This is a genomic window from Pseudooceanicola profundus, from assembly GCF_054919315.1.
On the sequence record NZ_CM142898.1, the window covers coordinates 1855501 to 1871884 of the forward strand.

Sequence of the window (16384 nt, forward strand, 5' to 3'; positions counted from 1 at the left end):
AAGACATATCCGGCGTACAAGGTCGGGAGGTGTGTGCGGGATGAAGTCGGAAACCGATGTCGTCGTGCTGGGCTCGGGTGCTGCGGGGCTTTGCGCCGCGGTGACGGCGGCCCATTTCGGGACCCGCGTGGTCCTGCTGGAAAAGGCCGATGTGCTGGGCGGCACCACCGCCTGGTCGGGCGGCTGGATCTTTGCCCCCCGCAATCCCGTGGCCGTCCGCGCCGGGATCACCGAGCCGGAAGAGGCCCCGCGCCAGTACCTGCAAGCGGTCCTCGGCAATCATTACGAGCCCGAGCGGGTCGAGGCCTTCCTCCGGACTGCGCCGGAGATGGTCGGCTTCCTCGAGGAGAACACCGCCGTCGCCTGGGAAGGCGGGCTGAAGATCCCCGATACCTACAGCCACCAGCCCGGGGCGGGCATGGGTGGGCGCTCCGTCATCGCGGCGCCCTATGATGCGCGCGGGCTGGGCAAGGCGGTCTCGCTGCTGCGCGAACCGGTGCGGGAGACGACCTTCCACGGCATGACCATTCAGGCCGGGCCGGACCTGCGCGCCTTCATGACGATGACGCGCTCGCTGCCGGCCTTCGTCCATGCGACGAAACGCGTGCTGCGCCATGTCCGCGACCTCGCCGTTCATCGGCGGGGGATGGACCTGCGCAACGGCAACGCGCTGATCGGGCGTCTGCTGCGCTCGGCGCTGGACAAGGATGTCGAGATCCGCACCGGCGTCGCGGTGCGCGAGTTGCTGGTGGAGGAGGGCCGCGTGATCGGTGTCCTGCTGCCCGACGGGACCGAGTTGCGCGCGACCCGGGGCGTGGTGCTGGCCTGTGGCGGCTTCCCGCAGGATATGGCGCGCCGCGCGGGCCTGATGCCGCGCGATGACGAGCACCGCACGCTGGCGGTGGAGACGGCCACCGGCGACGGGCTGCGGCTGGCCGAGGGTGCGGGCGGTGTCGTGCGCACCGATCAGGCCCGCCCCGCGGCCTTCTGCCCGGTCTCGACCGTGCGCTGGCCCGACGGGCGCGTGGCGCAGTTCCCGCATATCATCGACCGGGGCAAGCCGGGGGTCATCGGCGTGCTGGCCGATGGCAAGCGGTTCTGCAACGAGGGTCTGGGCTACCACGATTATGTCGAGGCCTTGCTGAAGGCCGTGCCCGACGGCACGCCCGCGCGGTCGTGGATGGTCTGCGATCACCGCTTCCTGCGGCGCTTCGGCCTTGGCGTGGTGCGGCCCCAGCCCGCGCCGTGGCGCCAATGGATCGGGCGCGGCTACCTCAAGACCGACAGGACGATCGAGGGTCTGGCAAAGAAGTGCGGAATAGACCCGAAAGGCCTGTCAGAGACTGTTTCGCAGTGGAACGAGGGCGCGGCGAAGGGTGAGGATCCGGCCTTCCACCGGGGCACCACGGCCTACATGCGGCTGCAGGGCGACCCGGATCAGGCGCCGAACCCCAATGTCGCGCCGATCCTCAAGCCGCCGTTTCACGCGGTCGAGGTCGTGCCGGGCAGCTTCGGCACCTTTGCCGGCCTTTCCACCGATGCGCAGGCCCGCGTCTTGCAGGCGGACGGCACGCCGGTGCCCGGGCTCTATGCCGCCGGTACCGATGCGGCCAGCGTCTTTGGCGGCTTCTACCCAGCGGGCGGTATCGCCATCGGCCCCGCCCTGACCTTCGGCTATATCGCCGGGCGCGATGCCGCCCAGAAGGAGGCCTGACATGACGAGAGTGTTGACCGTCGCCCATCTGACCGCCATCGACCTGCCGCCGCCGCAGTTCATCGAGGCCGCCGCCGCGGCGGGCTTCGACGGGGTGGGCCTGCGCCTGATCAAGGTGACGGAGGACAGCCCCGGTTATCCGCTGATGGACGACCCGGCCCTGGTGAAGCAGACGCAGGCGGCGCTGGCGGCGACCGGGCTGAAGGTGCCGGATATCGAGTTCCTCAAGATCACCCCCGAGACGGATGTCGCCACGCTGGAGCCGCTTCTGGACGCGGGCGCCGCGCTGGGCGCGCAGACGCTGATCACCGCGCCCTATGACGAGGACCTCGACCGCCTCGCGGATCGTCTCGCCGCGATTGCCGAGCTGGCCGCGCCCCGTGGCATTCGCCCGGTGCTGGAGTTCTTCCCATGGACGGTGGTGCCCGATCTGGCGGCCTGTTGGCAGGTGGTGCAGCAGGCCGGGCCGCAGGTGGGCCTGCTGGCCGACAGCCTGCACGTGGACCGCTCCCGCTCCGACCTCGCGCTGCTGAAGGCGATCCCGGCCGAGCGGATGCCCTTTGCCCATCTCTGCGATGCCACCGTGCAGGGCAGTTATACCACCGAGGAGCTGCTCTTCACTGCGCGGGCCGAGCGGCTGGCCCCCGGCACCGGGCAGATCGACCTGCTGGCCTTCCTGCGCGCCCTGCCGCCCGAGATCCCCCTGGGTCTGGAGGTGCCGATGGCGGCGCTCACCAGGGCCGAGGGGCCCGAGGCGGTGCTGCGGCACATCGCCAAGGCCACGCGCGCGCTGCTGGTGCGGGTCTGAGCCTCAGCCTGCCGCGCCGGGGATGCGGTGCAGGTTGGTCTCGATCCACTGCGAGAGTTCGCTGATCTTCTCGGCGGCTTCCTCCCCCAGCGGTGTGAGGCTGTATTCCACGTGCGGCGGCACCACGTCATAGGCCTTGCGCAGCACGAAGCCGTCGGCCTCCAGCGTTTGCAGGGTCTGCGCCAGCATCCGTTCGCTGATGCCCGCGATCCGGCGTCGCATCTCGCTGAAGCGCAGAACCTCGCCGCGCAGGGCGATCAGGATCAGCCCGCCCCAGCGGCTGGTGATATGGGTCAGGATCCGGCGCGAGGGGCAATCCGCCGCCATCACGTCCGGTGCGAAGCGGCCGTCCTGCCAGCCGAGGGTCGTGGTGTCCGACATCTTTTTCACACTAACATTTTTGTAGGTACTTCCGTTTCGTAAGTAGGTGGTTAGGTTGGCCCCGTCAACATCCATCCCGTAAAGAGAAACGGAGACCCCCATGACCATCGCCATCACCGGAGCCACCGGCCAACTGGGCCGCCTTGCCGTTGCCGCGCTGAGAGACCGCGTGGCCGCCGACCAGATCGTCGCGCTCGTCCGCGATCCCGCCAAGGCTGCCGACCTCGGCGTGGCCGCCCGTGCCGCCGACTACCACGACACCGACCAGCTGGCCGAAGCCGTCAAGGGCATCGACACGCTGGTTCTGATCTCGTCCAGCGACTTTAACGATCGCGCCGGGCAGCACCGGAACGTCATCGCCGCCGCCAAGGCCGCGGGCGTCAAGCACCTGATCTACACCAGCATCCTCAAGGGCTTCGACAACCCGATGATCCTCGCGGGCGATCACAAGGCGACCGAGACCGCCATCGCGGAGAGCGGCATTCCCGCCACGATCCTGCGCAACGGCTGGTACACCGAGAACTACACCGGGGCGCTGCCCGCGTCGGTGGAACATGGCGCGATCATCGGTGCCTCCGGGGATGGCAAGATCGCCAGCGCCGCGCGCAAGGACTATGCCGAGGCCATCGCCGTGGTCGCCACCACCGAAGGTCACGCCGGCAAGACCTATGAACTGGCGGGGGATACCGCCTATACCATCGGCGACATGGCCGAAGAGGTCTCGAAGGTGGTCGGCAAGACCGTGCCCTACCAGGTGCTGAGCCAGTCCGACTATGCCGCCGCGCTGACCCAGATCGGCCTGCCCGAGCCGGTGGCCCAGATCTTCGCCGACAGCGATGCCCGCGCCGGTGACAGCGCCGCGCTTTTCGATGACAGCAAGACGCTGAGCACCCTGATCGGCCGCCCCACCACGCCGATGAAGGAAACAGTTGCAGCCACTTTCGCGTGATTGCCCCCTCGGTTTGCCCCTTTTTAGGAGGGGCAAACCCGCAAATGCTTTCATGAAAACGGAATCTTTGTTGCTCCGTAATTCACATTTGGCCAGTCTGAAATTCATCTTTTAGAATTCCTTTGGGTGGGCCTGTGAGACTTTCGAAATTTACCGACTACGCATTGCGGGCGTGCCTCTACCTGGCCGCCCATCAGGGGCGTCTTGTCCCCATCGCCGAAATCGCGCGGGCCCATGACCTGTCGCAGAGCAACCTCATGAAAGTGGTGCAGCAACTGGTCGAGGGTGGGTTCGTCCGCAGTACGCGTGGCCGGTCCGGCGGCGTGCAGCTGGCAAAGCCGGCGGAGGAGATCCACGCCGGTGCCGTGGCGCGTTTCATGGAAGGCGAGACACCATTGGTGGATTGCGCCTCCTGCATCCTGAACGGCTCCTGCGGGCTTGTGCGGGCGCTGGCCGAGGCCAAGGCCGCCTTCTACAAGGCGCTGGACAAGTATTCGCTGGCGGATGCCATCGGCGCCCATCCCCGCACCCTGCCGATCCTCATGGCCTATTCACAGGAAGAGACCGTGCGCGGTGCGGCCGCGGCCGGCTGAGCTGCTGAAAGCTTTGGCACGGTGACGCGCGCCGTGGCGTCGCGACGCGCGGGATGATGGACCTGCGGGCGGTCCGGGCCTACCACCGGGGCAGTCCAGTGGAGTGCCCCGATGATCCTGACCGACACCGTCGAAACCCGCGCCGCGCAGGCGCTGCCCCGGTCCCTCTACGCGGCGGAGGACGGGCCGCGTGCGTGCGCTCCGCTCAGCGGCCCTGCCGAGGCGGAGGTGGCGATCGTGGGAGCGGGCATCCTCGGCCTCTCCACGGCGCTGGCGCTGGCGGAGGCGGGAACCTCGGTTACGGTGCTGGAGGCGAATGAGCCCGGCTGGGGTGCCTCGGGGCGCAATGGCGGCCATGCCAACCCTGGCCTCAAGACCCACCCGGACGAGGTGGTGCGCGATTTCGGGACGGAGACCCTGCACTGGGCCTATGATGCGCCCCGGACACTGGCCGCGCTGATCGACCGGCTGGGGATCGACGCGGAGTTCCGGCAGGGCGGCACCTACCGCGCGGCGGTCTCGGAGGCCGGGCTGCGCGACGTCGAGGCGCTGACCGCGGCGCTGCTGCGCCATGACATTCCCGTGCGCTTCGACGATGCCGCCGCGATGGAGGCCGCCACCGGCTGCGCCCGCTATCCCGGCGGGCTCTTCGATCCGGCCGGCGCGCAGGTGAACCCGCTGAAATACACCCGTGCCCTTGCCGGGGCCGCGCAGGCGGCGGGGGCCGTGATCCATTGCGACAGCCCGGTCACCGCCTACGGACGTGAAGGCGCGGGCTGGAAGGTGACGACCCCGGGCGGCAGCGTGACGGCGGGGCGGCTCCTGATCGCGACCAACGGATACTCCGGCCCGCTGGTGCCGAAGCTGGCGCAGAGCCTGATCCCCGTCTTCAGCGCCATCGCCGCCAGCCACCCGCTGCCCGAGGCGCTGCGCGGGCGCATCCTTGGCGGGGGCGGGGTGCTCTATGAAACCGGAACCGTGACGATCTACTACCGTGTCGATGCCGCCGGGCGGCTGATCTTCGGCGGGCGCGGGCAGATGGAGGAGGCCGACGGCCTGCCCTCGGTCACCGTCCTGCAACGGCTGGCCGAGCGCATCTGGCCCGGCCTTGCCGCCGTGGGCTGGGCCTATGGCTGGAACGGCCGCGTGGCGATCACGGCGGACCATTACCCGCACCTGCATGCGCTGGAGGACAGCGGCCTTGTCGCCGTGGGCTTCAACGGGCGCGGCGTGGCGCTGACCACGGCGCTCGGCCCCCGGCTGGCGGCGCATCTGCGCGGCGAACCGGGCGCGCTGCCCTTCCCGGTGACCGCCATCCGGCCAATCCCGTTCCAGAAGTTCTGGCCCGTGGGGGTGAATGCCGTTCTGGCGGCGGACAGCCTGATCCGGCGCGTCCGCCGCTGACGGGACGACCCCGTTCGGGACGCCGCGTCAGACTGGCTCTTGATCCCCTGCCCCCTGCTGCCGCAAAAGGGGGGAAAGGCAGCACCGGGGCTGTGATCACAAACGGATCATAAATTCCGCGTTATGGCGGTACGATTTGTGTTGTTCCGCTCACGGAAATTTGCAGCTTGGCCCAAAGCCTGCGCCCGGGAGGGTCGCGCATGTCTGAACGAGGAGATCCATGTCGTTATTCCTGATCGTCGCCCTGCCATTCCTGGGGGCTCTGCTACCCGGGCTGATGATCGAGGCGGGCCGCCGCGCCTGCGGTCTGACGGCATTCTTCATATCGCTCACCGCCTTCGTCGGGCTGATGACCCATGTGCCCGCCGTCATGTCGGGCGAGGTCATCTCGGCCCAGGTGAGCTGGCTGCCCGACTTCGGGCTGAACCTGAACCTCTTCCTCGACGGGCTGGGGCTCTTCTTTGCCATGCTGATCCTCGGGATCGGGATGCTGGTCATCGTCTACGCGCGCTACTACCTGTCGCGCGACGACAACATGGGCGAGTTCTATACCTACCTGCTGCTTTTCCAGGGCGCGATGGTGGGCATCGTCCTGTGTGACAACATCCTGCTGCTGCTGATCTTCTGGGAACTGACCTCGCTGTCCTCCTTCCTGCTGATCGGCTTCTGGAAGCACCTCGCCGAAGGCCGTCAGGGCGCGCGCATGGCGCTGACCGTGACCGGCATGGGCGGCCTGGCCATGATCGGTGGCATGCTGATCCTCGGCCAGATCGCGGGCAGCTACGACATCCAGGTGATCCTGCAGAACCGCGAGGCGATCCAGTCGTCCGAGCTCTACATTCCCGCGCTGCTGCTGATCCTGCTGGGCTGTTTCACCAAGTCGGCGCAGTTCCCGTTCCACTTCTGGCTGCCGCATGCCATGGCCGCGCCGACCCCGGTTTCGGCCTACCTGCACTCGGCCACCATGGTGAAGGCGGGCATCTTCCTGATGGCGCGGCTCTGGCCGGTGCTCTCGGGCACCGATGCCTGGTTTATGATCGTGACCTCCGCGGGCCTGATCACCATGGTGCTGGGCGCGCTGATCGCGATCTTCAAGAACGACCTCAAGGCGCTGCTGGCCTTCTCGACGGTGTCGCACCTGGGGCTGATCACCATGCTGCTCGGCGTGGGCACGCCCTATGCGGCGATGGCGGCAGTGTTCCACATCCTGAACCACGCCACCTTCAAGGCCGCGCTCTTCATGTCGGCGGGGATCATCGACCACGAGACCCACACCCGCCACATCCCGGCGCTCGGCGGTCTGCGCAAGCTGATGCCGGTGACCTTCACCCTGGCCACGCTGGCGGCACTGTCGATGGCCGGTATCCCGCTGCTGAACGGCTTCCTCTCCAAGGAGATGATGCTGGAGACCGCGGCGCATCTGACGCTCTTCGACAGCCACCTGCTGGTGCCCGTCGCGGCGACCGTGGGCGCGCTCTTCTCGGCGGCCTATTCCTTCCGCTACATCAGCCATGTCTTCCTCGGCCCGGTGCGCGACGACTACCCCGCCCATCCCCATGATCCGCCCCGCGGGCTTTGGGGCCCGCCGGCGCTGCTGGTCGTGCTGGTGGTTGTGATCGGTGTCGCGCCCTTCCTGGCCGAGCCGCTGGTGATGCAGGTCACCGCCGCCGTCCTTGGCGAAACCGCCGAGGTCCCGAACATCCACCTCGCGATCTGGCACGGCGTCACCCCGGCGCTGAAGATGTCGGGCATCGCGGTCGTGGGCGGCATCCTGCTGCTGCTGGCCTATGCGCCGCTCTCCAAGATCTGGGAGGCGCTGCCCCGGCCCGAGGCCAAGGCGATCTTCGACGCCATCATGGACCTGTTCGTGGGCATCGCGGGCCGCGTGACCCGCGCCCTGCACAACGGTTCCTTCACCATGTACGCCGCGATCTTCACCCTCACGGTGACGGCGGTGGGCGCCCATGCGTGGTTCACCGGCGAGACCGGGGCGGCCACCCGCGCCCTGCTGCCGCTGGAGCCGCTGCCACTGGCGGGCTGGATGCTGCTTGTGCTGGCGACCGGGTTCCTGTGCTTCATGCACCGCGACCGGCTGCTGGCGCTGGTTCTGATGGGCGTGGTGGGCGTGATCGTCTCGCTGGGCTTCAACTACCTCTCCGCGCCCGACCTTGCGCTGACCCAGCTCTCGGTCGAGGTGGTGACGATCATCCTGCTGCTGCTGGCGCTGAACTTCCTGCCCAACCGCACACCGGCCGAAAGCTCTTCGGGGCGGCGGCTGCGGGACGGGCTGATCGGCATCGTGGCGGGTCTCGGCTCTGCCGGGCTGATCTACACGATCATGACCCGCAACTTCGCCTTCCAGTCGATCTCGGACTATCACCTCGAAAACTCCTACAAGGGCGGCGGCGGCACCAACGTGGTGAACGTGACGCTGGTGGACTTCCGGGGCTTCGATACCTTCGGCGAGATCATCGTGCTCGGCATTGCCGCGCTGATCATCTACGCCCTGACCGAGGCCCTGCTGGGCGGACCGGTCCGGGCGCGGCTGCTGAACCGCAAGCCGGATCAGCTGCGGGCCGGGGATGCCCACCCGCTGATGATGGTCGTGGTGACCCGCGTCATGCTGCCGGTGGTGCTGATGGTCGGCGTCTACATCTTCCTGCGCGGCCACAACGAGCCGGGTGGCGGCTTCATCGCCGGCCTGATCGTCGCGATCGCGGTGGTGGTGCAGTACATGGCCTCCGGCTTCGCCTGGGCCGATGCGCGCATCCGCTATCCCTACCACGGGATCATCGGGGCGGGCGTGCTGGTGGCCGGGCTGACCGGCATCGGGGCGTGGTTCTTCGGGAAACCCTTCCTGACCTCGGCCTTCGGCTACTTCCGCATTCCGCCGATGGAGGAATTCGAACTGGCGACCGCCATGGGCTTCGATCTCGGCGTGTTCCTCGCCGTGGTCGGCGCGGTGATGCTGTCGCTGGAAAGCTATGCCCGCCTCGCGCGGCGCTCGAACGACATTGTCAGCGATCACGCGATGGACATCGACCCGTCTCGCGATGATGCGCAGACCGAAGGACAGGAGGGCTGACGATATGGAATTGCTTGTCGCCAGCGCCGTAGGCGTACTCACCGCCGCGGGCGTCTACCTTGTACTGCGCCTGCGGACCTTCCCGGTGATCATCGGGACCTCGCTGCTCAGCTACGCCGTGAACATCTTCCTCTTCGCCACCGGGCGGCTGGCCGTGAACCAGGCCCCGATCCTGCGCGACGGGGTGGAGACCTATACCGATCCGCTGCCGCAGGCGCTGGTCCTGACCGCCATCGTGATCTCCTTCGGGATGACCGCCGTGGTGGTGATGATCGCGCTCGGCTCCTACCTCTCGGCCAATGACGACCACGTCAATCAGCGCGAGGAAGGCCAGCCCGACAGCGGCCGCGTGGATGAACCTGACGCCCCCCGTCCCGGTGACGGCGCAACCCGGGAGGCGCTGCAATGACCCATTGGCTGATCACCCCGATCGTCATTCCCGCCGTTCTGGCCGCGCTGATCGTGCTGGCCGCGCGGTTCCACCTGCGGCTGCAGCGGGTCTTCTCGCTGACCGGCTCGCTGCTGGTGCTGGCGATTGCCGCGGGGCTCTTCTGGCAGGCCTCCGACGGCACGATCCTGCTCTACCAGCTGGGCGACTGGCAGGCCCCCTTCGGCATCGTGCTGGTGGGCGACCGCCTGTCGACGCTGATGATCCTGCTGGCCGCGTTGATCGCGCCGCTGATCCTGCTCTATGCCATCGGCAGCGGCTGGGACACGCGGGGGCGGCACTTCCACGCGCTGTTCCAGTTCCAGATGATGGGGATCATGGGCGCCTTCCTGACCGGCGACGCCTTCAACCTCTTCGTCTTCTTCGAGGTGCTGCTGATCGCCTCCTACGGCCTGATGCTGCATTCCGGCGGCACGGCGCGCTACCGCGCGGGCCTGCAGTACATGCTCTACAACCTGCTCGGCTCGACGCTGTTCCTCTTCGCGCTCGGCACGCTCTATGCCGAGACCGGGACGCTGAACATGGCCGACCTCGCCGTGCGGCTGTCGACGCCGGGGATCGAACATACCGCCGGGCTGCGGGTCGCCTCGGTGCTGCTGCTCATGGTCTTCGCCGTGAAGGCCGCGCTGCTGCCGCTGCACTTCTGGCTGCCGTCGAGCTATGCCGAGGCCCCCGGCCCCGTCGCAGCGCTCTTCGCCGTCATGACGAAGATCGGCGCCTATGGGATCATCCGGTTCTACACCCTCGTCTTCCCGCCCGACCTGACCGTCACCCAGGGCCTCTTCGACACCTGGCTGCTGCCTGCCGCGCTGATGACGCTGGCGCTGGGGATGATCGGCGTGCTGGGCACCCGGCGGCTGGATCGCACCGTGGCCTTCGCGGTGATCGGCTCGATGGGGATGCTGCTGGCCTCGGTCGCGGTCTTCACCCCCGAGGGCATCGCCGCCGCGCTCTACTACGCGGTGCATTCCACCTTCGCGACCGCCGCGCTCTTCCTCATCGTGGACGTGGTCCGCGACCGCCGTGGCGCCCATGCGGCCAAGCTGGAAGCCGCGCCCACCTTCCCCGGTGGCGCGCTGGTGGCGGGGCTGTTCTTCGTCTCGGCCATCGCGATGACCGGCCTGCCGCCGCTCTCGGGCTTCCTCGGCAAGCTGATGATCCTCGAGGCCGCCACCGCAGGCCCGCTGGTCTGGTGGGTCTGGGGCGTGGTCCTGACCTCCTCGCTGCTGGCGGTGGTGGGCTTCTCGCGCGCCGGCTCCACCGTGTTCTGGAAATCGCACCAGGTGGACGAGGCCCATGCCTCCACCGTCGAGGACCCCGAGGACCAGCAGGGTGCGGACGAACCGCATGATCCGCCGGCCCATGAACCGGCGCTGCCCATGGTGGCCATCGGCGGCTTCATCGCGCTTCTAGTGGCGATGACCGTGCTGGCCGGGCCGCTGACCCGCTACCTGAGCGCCACCACGGCGCAGCTCTTCGACCCGGCGCCCTATATCGCGACGGTGCTGGAGACCCCCGGCAAGAAGATCGAGTACCATGGCGACGGCCACGGGCAGGACGATGCCCATGACGACGCCCATGTGACCGCCGAGGACGCCGCGACCAAGACGCAGAAGGAGAGCCACTGATGCCCCGCAAGCTCGCCCGCCGCATCCTGCCCCATCCGCTGCTGACCGTGCTGCTGGTGGTGTCGTGGTGCCTGCTGCAGAACCACGTCAGCCTCGGCACCGTGGTCTTCGGCCTGATCCTCGGCCTGCTGATCCCCGGTTTCATCGCGCCCTACTGGCCCGACCGGCCGCACATGAAGAAACCCCACCTGCTGCCCGGCTACGTGCTGCTGGTGATCTGGGACATCATCGTCGCGAACTGCATCGTGGCCTATATCGTGCTGTTCAAGAGCAACGCCTCGCTGCAGCCGGCCTGGGTTCTCGTCCCGCTGGACGTGAAGACGCCCGAGGCGATCTCGATGCTGGCGGGGACCATCACCCTGACGCCCGGCACCGTCTCGGCCGACCTCTCGGACGAGGGCCACGCGCTGCTGGTCCATGCCCTCGACGCGCCCGATCCAGACGCGGTGCGTGATGACATCAAGAACCGCTACGAACGCCGCCTGAAGGAGATTTTCGAATGATCGACCTCATCGACCTCGCCCTCCTCTTCACCTACGGCTGTCTCGGCGTCTCGCTCCTGCTGACGATGCTGCGCCTGATTGCGGGGCCCACGCTGGGCGACCGGGTGCTGGCGCTCGACACGCTGTCGATCAACGCCGTGGCGCTGATCGTGCTGATCGGCATCGCGGGCCGGACGCAGCTGCTCTTCGAAGCGGCGCTGATCATCGCGATGCTGGGCTTCGTCTCGACCGTGGCCTACTGCCGCTTCGCCCTGCGGGGGGACATCATCGAATGACCATGGACCTGATCATCGAGGCCATCGTGGCCCTCTGCATCGTCATCGGCGGTGTCTTCACGCTGGTCGGCTCCATCGGCCTGATCAAGCTGAACCGCCCGATGCCCCGGCTGCACGCTCCTACCAAGGCCTCGACACTGGGGGTCGGCGCGATCCTGATCGCCTCGATGCTGCTGTCGTTCTGGCGTGGCGAAGGCTCGCTGCACGAGTTGCTGATCACCGGCTTCCTCTTCGTGACGGCACCGATTTCGGCCCTGTTCATCGCCAAGGTGCACCTGCACCGGGGCGAGATGGCGCAGGACCCGCCGCCGCCGCCCAAGGATGATGTCTGGGCCACGCTGGACACGCCTCCCGAGGACCTCGAAGCGGGCAGGCCCGACCAGCCGAGCGCGACACCGGCGGAATGACCGCCCTGCACCTCCGGCCCGCCACGCGGGCCGAGGGGCCCCGCCTGGCCGAACTGAGGGTCGCCGCGATGCGCCCCTCGCTCGAAGCCATCGGCCGCTTCGATCCCGAACGCGCCCGGACCCGTTTCCTAGACAGTTTCGATCCCGGGGCCACGCAGGTCTGCCTCGTCGGGGGCGCCGTTGCGGGCTTCCTCGTTCTGCGGGTCCGGCCGGATCACCTCTATCTCGATCACCTCTACCTCGCCCCGGCGCATCAGGGCTGCGGGCTGGGGCGTGCCGCCGTGGAGCACGCCAAGGACAGGGCGCGCAGCGCCGGCCTCCCGCTGCGCCTGATGGCCCTGCGCGGGAGCCCTGCCAATGACTTCTACCGCGCGCAGGGCTTCCGCCAGACCGGGGAAGAGCCGCTCGACATCCTCTACGAATGGGCGCCCGGCCCGGTGTGAGGGCGCAGCGCCCCTGCGACCTGTCTCGGCAGCATAAGACGGACACGAAAAAGGGCCGGCGCGATGGCCGGCCCCCGTCCTGATTGCTGTCCTGACTACTGTCCTGACTTCCGCGCCGATCAGCTGTTCGGCAGGATCACGATTTCCACGCGACGGTTCTGCGCCCGGCCTTCCGGGGTCAGGTTCGAGGCGCGCGGCTGGTCTTCGCCACGGCCGAAGGCCACGACGCGGCTCGACGACACGCCCGAGGAGACGAGGATATCCGCCACCGAGTTCGCGCGGCGGGCCGAGAGCTGTTGGTTGTAGCTCGCATCGCCGGTGTTGTCGGTATGGCCGATCACCTGCACGGTGGTGTCGGGGTAGTTGTTCAGGCTGCGCGCCACGGTGCGCAGGTCGGTGGTCAGGTCCGCCCGCAGGGTCGAGCTGTCGGTGGCGAAGAGGATGTCCTGCGGCATGGTCACGATCAGGCGGTCACCGGTGTTGGTGATCATCACGTCATCGCCCAGCGAGCCACGCAGCTCCGCTTCCTGCTTGTCCAGCATCGAGCCATAGGCGGCCCCTGCCAGGCCACCGGCCACGGCGCCGATGGCGGCACCCTTGCCCCGGTCATCGGACACCAGGGCGCCCAGGGCCGCCCCGAGCGCGGCACCGGTGCCGGCGCCGGTCCGCGTGTTGCGGTAGCCGTCGTCCTGGTTCATCTCGGAACAGCCGGCGATGAAAAGCACGGATGCGCCGGTGAGCGCGAGAAGGGATTTGTTCACGATCTGCATGGGGACCTCTTTTGGTTAGTCATGCGAAAACTGCTCAGCCACAGCTATAGCAGAGCCATTGAAAGGCTAACGCACGAGCCCGTGAGGATCGGCAGGTTCCCGCCGACGTGATCCGGCCGCGCGCCCCCGGTCGCGGGCTAACCCCTTGTCACGCCTCCCGTCTGGCCGCCTCCCAGGCCAGCATCGCGCGCTTGCGCTCCAGCCCCCAATGATAGCCTGCCAGGGCCCCGCTCTTGCGCAGGGCCCGGTGGCAGGGGATCAGGAAGGAGACCGGGTTGCGCCCCACCGCGCTGCCCACGGCGCGCACAGCGCGCGGCGATCCCACGGCGCGGGCGATCTCGGAATAGGTGGTGACCTGCCCCGATGGCACCTGCAGCAGCGCCTCCCAGACCTTGATCTGGAACGGGGCGCCGATCAGGTGCAGCCGCGCCTCGCCCGCCTGTCCGAAGGCGGCGGTGACCCAGCCCGCCAGCGCGGCGGCATCCTCGACGTAGGTCGCCTCTGGCCAGCGCCCCGCGAGGTCCGCCATGGCGGCATCGTTCGCGCCCGCCGTGTCCTCCACGAAGCCCAGCCCGCAGAGCCCGCGGTCGGTCCCCATGGCCAGCACCTCGCCGAAGGGGCTGTCGAAAAGCCCCCAGCGGATCGTCAGCCCGGCGCCCCGGCGGGCATAATCCCCCGGCGCCATCGCCTCCCACCGCAGGAAGAGGTCATGCAGCCGCCCGGTGCCCGAGAGCCCGGTGGCCAGCGCCGCCTCCAGCGTGGTGAACCGCGCCTCCAGCAGGGCCTTGGCCTGTCCGAGGGCGAGGTACTGCTGATACCGCTTGGGCGAGACCCCGACCCAGGCCGAGAAGAGGCGCTGGAAATGCGCCGCCGACATGCCCATCCGCCCCGCAAGCACCTCGAGCGACAGCGGCGCCTCCGCCGCGTCGATCTCGGCAATGGCACGCTGCATCACGCCGTAGGCATAGCGCCCTTCCATCCCGTCCACCGATCCATCCATGCCGCACCTCGCACTCCTTGCGCCGTCGTCCCCGATCCTACGCCCGCCCCCGGCCTCCAGCGACCCGTTTCCTGCGCATTTTCGTTTCACAAATATCCTCGGGGGGCGGCGCGGGACGCGCCGGGGGGCAGACAGCCCCCCTCCCTCCGCCGAAGCCTGCGGCGCAGGTCGAAAACCCATTGGGGACCCCGCCGAGATATGGAATAACCCCGGTAACCCTTTTCAGCACGGAGCGTATCATGCCCGCCATCGACCCCAAGCATCTGCCGTCCGACCTCGCCCCGGTGATCGAGGCGCTCTGCGCCACGGGCATCGACCTTGCCGCCGTCATCGCGCGCGGCCCGCTCGGCCAGAGCCTCGGCGCGGGCGTCGGCGAGAACTCGGACGGGGACCAGCAGAAGGCGCTGGACGTGCTGGCGGACGAGATGTTCGAGACCGCGCTGAAACCGGCGGGCGTGAAATACTACGCCTCTGAAGAGCAGGAGACGGTGCTGACGCTCGACGAGGGCGGCCGCTACGCCCTGGCCATCGATCCGCTCGACGGCTCCTCCAACATCGACGTGAACGTCTCGATCGGCACGATCTTCTCGATCTTCGAGGCCGCAGGGGGCGCGAACGAGAGCTTCCTGCGCCCGGCGTCGGAGCAGATCGCCGCGGGCTACATCGTCTACGGCCCCCAGACCGGCCTGATGATCACCTTCGGCGCGGGCACGCTGATGTTCGTCCTCGACCCGGCGAAGGGGGAGTTCACCCTCGTCTCCGACAAGATGACGATCCCGGTGGCGACAAAGGAATTCTCGATCAACGCCTCCAACCGCCGTCACTGGTTCGCGCCGGTGAAGGCCTACATCGAGACCTGCGAAGCGGGGGAAACCGGCCCGCGTGGCAAGAACTTCAATATGCGCTGGGTCGGCTCGCTGGTGGCGGAAACCCACCGCATCCTGTCGCGCGGCGGCGCCTTCCTCTACCCCGGCGACGCGCGCCCGAAATACGACATGGGCCGCCTGCGGATGGTCTACGAGGTCGCGCCCATGGCCTTCCTGATCGAACAGGCCGGCGGCAAGGCCACCGATGGGAAGTCGCCGATCCTCTCGCTTCAGGCCGGCGAGCTGCACGAGCGACGCCCGCTGGTCTTCGGCTCGGCCGAGGAAGTCGACGAGATCGCCCGCCTGCACGGCTGACCTGCCGCACGGTTCCGAGATTGGCCCTTCGCTTATGGCGGAGGGCCTCTTATATGAGGCCCAACGCTACCTCATATGGTCACGGAGGGTTCAGATGACCTTTTCCCGCAAGCTCAAGATCGCCCCGTCGATCCTGTCCGCCGACTTCGCCAACTTCGGTCAGGAGATCGAGGCCGTCGAGGCGCAGGGGGCCGACTGGATCCATGTCGACGTGATGGATGGGCATTTCGTTCCCAACCTCACCTTCGGCCCGCCGCTGGTGAAGGCGATCCGGCCGCACATCAAGACCGTCATGGACGTCCACCTGATGATCGCGCCGGTCGATCCCTATATCGACGCGTTCGCCGATGCGGGCGCCGACGTGATCACCGCCCACGTGGAGGCCGGCCCCCACATCCACCGCACGCTGCAGGCGATCCGCGCCGCAGGCTGCAAGGCCGGTGTGGCGCTGAACCCGGGCACGCCCGCCGAGACGGTGGATTACCTCCTCGACATGGTGGACCTGATCTGCGTGATGACGGTGAACCCCGGCTTCGGCGGGCAGAAGTTCATCGAAAGCCAGGTCGAGAAGGTGCGCCGCCTGCGCGCCATGATCGGCGACCGTCCGATCCATATCGAGATCGACGGCGGCATCACGCCCCAGACCGCGCCGCTGATGCGGGCCGCGGGGGCCGATGTGCTGGTCGCGGGCTCGGCCGTCTTCAAGGGCGGCAGCGTCAAGGACCCCGCGCCCTACGGCGAGAACATCCGCGCGATCCGCACCGCCTGCGACACGCTGGTCTGAGCGTTCGCCAA

17 protein-coding genes are annotated in these 16384 nt (G+C 68.3%); 14 read left to right on the plus strand and 3 right to left on the minus strand.

What is annotated here, in order from left to right:
- Positions 1-40 precede the first annotated feature (40 nt).
- Together ACX9MO_RS08485 and ACX9MO_RS08490 are read left to right on the plus strand one after the other, a co-directional pair.
- Positions 41-1714 (plus strand): FAD-dependent oxidoreductase, encoded by a 1674-nt coding sequence (locus tag ACX9MO_RS08485; protein ID WP_462214209.1) that lies wholly within the window; start codon positions 41-43, stop codon positions 1712-1714.
- A gap of 1 nt (position 1715) precedes the next feature.
- A complete protein-coding gene (locus tag ACX9MO_RS08490) occupies positions 1716-2522 on the plus strand; it encodes a sugar phosphate isomerase/epimerase family protein (protein WP_462214210.1) in 807 nt (268 codons plus the stop codon).
- Between the two features lie 3 nt (positions 2523-2525).
- Here ACX9MO_RS08490 and ACX9MO_RS08495 read toward each other — a convergent pair whose 3' ends face one another.
- A complete protein-coding gene (locus tag ACX9MO_RS08495; protein WP_462214211.1) occupies positions 2526-2903 on the minus strand; it encodes a winged helix-turn-helix transcriptional regulator in 378 nt (125 codons plus the stop codon).
- 100 nt (positions 2904-3003) lie between these two features.
- Between ACX9MO_RS08495 and ACX9MO_RS08500 the strand changes: the two genes are divergently transcribed.
- The 10 genes from ACX9MO_RS08500 (at position 3004) to ACX9MO_RS08545 (ending at position 12638) form a co-directional block, all read left to right on the plus strand.
- Positions 3004-3852, plus strand: a complete 849-nt coding sequence (locus ACX9MO_RS08500) for an SDR family oxidoreductase (protein WP_462214212.1) — start codon at positions 3004-3006, stop codon at positions 3850-3852.
- A 134-nt stretch (positions 3853-3986) separates the two neighbouring features.
- Positions 3987-4445: an RrF2 family transcriptional regulator gene (locus ACX9MO_RS08505; RefSeq protein ID WP_222490733.1), complete on the plus strand. Its 459-nt coding sequence runs from the start codon at positions 3987-3989 to the stop codon at positions 4443-4445.
- A gap of 111 nt (positions 4446-4556) precedes the next feature.
- Positions 4557-5849, plus strand: coding sequence for an NAD(P)/FAD-dependent oxidoreductase (locus ACX9MO_RS08510; protein ID WP_462214213.1), 1293 nt, complete (start codon positions 4557-4559; stop codon positions 5847-5849).
- Between the two features lie 220 nt (positions 5850-6069).
- Entirely contained in the window at positions 6070-8934 is a 2865-nt protein-coding gene (locus ACX9MO_RS08515; RefSeq protein ID WP_222490731.1) for a monovalent cation/H+ antiporter subunit A, read from the plus strand.
- 4 nt (positions 8935-8938) lie between these two features.
- Complete coding sequence (locus ACX9MO_RS08520) at positions 8939-9343, plus strand: Na+/H+ antiporter subunit C (RefSeq protein ID WP_222490730.1); 405 nt, start codon at positions 8939-8941, stop codon at positions 9341-9343.
- Entirely contained in the window at positions 9340-11010 is a 1671-nt protein-coding gene (locus ACX9MO_RS08525; protein ID WP_462214214.1) for a monovalent cation/H+ antiporter subunit D, read from the plus strand. The genes ACX9MO_RS08520 and ACX9MO_RS08525 overlap by 4 nt, the downstream gene beginning before the upstream one ends.
- On the plus strand, positions 11010-11513 hold the full coding sequence (locus tag ACX9MO_RS08530; protein ID WP_222490728.1) for a Na+/H+ antiporter subunit E: 504 nt from the start codon (positions 11010-11012) through the stop codon (positions 11511-11513). Before ACX9MO_RS08525 ends, ACX9MO_RS08530 begins: the two co-directional genes overlap by 1 nt.
- Positions 11510-11788, plus strand: a complete 279-nt coding sequence (locus ACX9MO_RS08535; protein WP_222490727.1) for a K+/H+ antiporter subunit F — start codon at positions 11510-11512, stop codon at positions 11786-11788. The genes ACX9MO_RS08530 and ACX9MO_RS08535 overlap by 4 nt, the downstream gene beginning before the upstream one ends.
- A complete protein-coding gene (locus tag ACX9MO_RS08540) occupies positions 11785-12195 on the plus strand; it encodes a Na+/H+ antiporter subunit G (protein ID WP_462214215.1) in 411 nt (136 codons plus the stop codon). Before ACX9MO_RS08535 ends, ACX9MO_RS08540 begins: the two co-directional genes overlap by 4 nt.
- Positions 12192-12638, plus strand: a complete 447-nt coding sequence (locus ACX9MO_RS08545; RefSeq protein WP_462214216.1) for a GNAT family N-acetyltransferase — start codon at positions 12192-12194, stop codon at positions 12636-12638. Before ACX9MO_RS08540 ends, ACX9MO_RS08545 begins: the two co-directional genes overlap by 4 nt.
- Before the next feature lie 119 nt (positions 12639-12757).
- Here the strand turns inward: ACX9MO_RS08545 and ACX9MO_RS08550 are convergent, their stop codons facing one another.
- Together ACX9MO_RS08550 and ACX9MO_RS08555 are read right to left on the minus strand one after the other, a co-directional pair.
- Positions 12758-13408, minus strand: coding sequence for an OmpA family protein (locus tag ACX9MO_RS08550; protein WP_222490725.1), 651 nt, complete (start codon positions 13406-13408; stop codon positions 12758-12760).
- 148 nt (positions 13409-13556) lie between these two features.
- The gene (locus ACX9MO_RS08555) at positions 13557-14408 is read right to left on the minus strand and encodes a methylated-DNA--[protein]-cysteine S-methyltransferase (protein WP_462214217.1); all 852 of its coding nucleotides are present in this window, start codon (positions 14406-14408) and stop codon (positions 13557-13559) included.
- Between the two features lie 239 nt (positions 14409-14647).
- Here ACX9MO_RS08555 and ACX9MO_RS08560 point away from each other — a divergent pair, with 239 nt between their 5' ends.
- Both ACX9MO_RS08560 and rpe read left to right on the plus strand, forming a co-directional pair.
- The gene (locus tag ACX9MO_RS08560) at positions 14648-15589 is read left to right on the plus strand and encodes a class 1 fructose-bisphosphatase (protein WP_222490723.1); all 942 of its coding nucleotides are present in this window, start codon (positions 14648-14650) and stop codon (positions 15587-15589) included.
- A gap of 94 nt (positions 15590-15683) precedes the next feature.
- A complete protein-coding gene (gene rpe, locus ACX9MO_RS08565; protein WP_462214218.1) occupies positions 15684-16373 on the plus strand; it encodes a ribulose-phosphate 3-epimerase in 690 nt (229 codons plus the stop codon).
- Positions 16374-16384 lie beyond the last annotated feature (11 nt).